Source organism: Streptomyces sp. NPDC002490 (assembly GCF_040296045.1).
In the GTDB taxonomy this organism is placed as follows: Bacteria; Actinomycetota; Actinomycetes; order Streptomycetales; family Streptomycetaceae; genus Streptomyces.
In genome coordinates this window covers 1-1,100 of the sequence record NZ_JBEOWM010000140.1, presented here as the reverse complement: position 1 = coordinate 1,100, position 1,100 = coordinate 1, and the positions used below count along the sequence as shown (strand labels likewise).

The 1,100-nt window shown below is 72.2% G+C and carries 2 protein-coding genes; both read right to left on the bottom strand.

Annotation, left to right across the window (positions count from 1 at the left end; all coding sequences use genetic code 11):
* Window positions 1–124 precede the first annotated feature (124 nt).
* A complete protein-coding gene (locus ABT092_RS30970; protein WP_351249840.1) occupies window positions 125–535 on the bottom strand; it encodes a RidA family protein in 411 nt (136 codons plus the stop codon).
* Window positions 532–1,100: IclR family transcriptional regulator (locus ABT092_RS30965; protein WP_351249838.1), on the bottom strand; the 569-nt coding region annotated here is incomplete at its 5' end. The genes ABT092_RS30965 and ABT092_RS30970, both read right to left, overlap by 4 nt.

Here is a 1,100-nt window from a genome sequence, read left to right as displayed (position 1 = left end):
CCGTCGTCGGTGAACAGCTCCCGGTAGTTGTCGAACCCCGCGAAGCCGCCCCCGTCGTCGCTGACGAAGCTGCGGACCAGCGAATAGCAGATCGGCACGGACGGCCCGTCCGTCGGGGGACGGCTCAGTCGAGGACGGCCAGCACGTCGATCTCGATCAGCAGGCCCTTGGGCAGGCCCACGTAGACGGTGGTGCGGGCGGCGGGCGGGGCGGTGAGGCCCTGCTCCTCGAAGTAGGCGTTGTAGATCCCGTTCATCTCGGCGAAGTGGTCGACGTCGGTGAGGTAGACGCGGATCATCATCGCGTCGTCCCAGCTCGCGCCGCCCTCCTCCAGGATCGCCTTGACGTTGGCGAAGGTCTGGAGGGTCTGCTCGCGCAGGGTCGGGCCGGCGGGGGTGGGGGCCTGGCCCTCCACCGCGGGCAGGAAGCCGACCTGTCCGGCCACCTGGAGGATGTTGCCCTTGCGCACGCCGTGCGAGAACTTCGCGGGCGGAGTGGTGTGGGTGGCCGGGGTGAGGGCGGTCTTCTGGGTCATCGGCGATCCTCGCTCGGGGTGGTGCGGGTGGACGGGCCGGGGCCGCCGGCGGCGGCGCCCGGGGTGACGGCGCCGGACGGGCCGGGGCCGGACGGGTGGGGGGTGCCGCCGGAGTACTCGCGGCTGATGGCGTCGGCGGTGCGCCGCACCAGGGGCACCAGGGTGAGGAGTTCCTCGGCGGTGACGACGACGTTCGGCGCGGACACCGACATCGCGGCGACGACCCGCCCGTCGGCGCCCCGGACGGGGGCGCCGATGCAGTTGATGGACTCCTCGTGGCCGCCGAGGTCGGTGGCCCAGCCCTGGTCGCGCACGGCGGCCAGTTCCTTGAGGAAGGCGGCGGCGCTGGGCGTCGAACGGGGCGTGTACATCGGGTAGTCGAGCCTGTCGGCGATGGCCCGCCGCTCGGCCTCCGGCAGGTCGGCGAGCAGCAGTTTGGCGACCGCGGCGACGGTGATCGCGACGGGCTTGCCGATCCGCGAGTACATCCGGACCGGGTAGCGGCTCTCGACCTTGTCGATGTAGAGCACCTCGTTCTCCTCGTAGACGGCGAGGTGGACGGTGT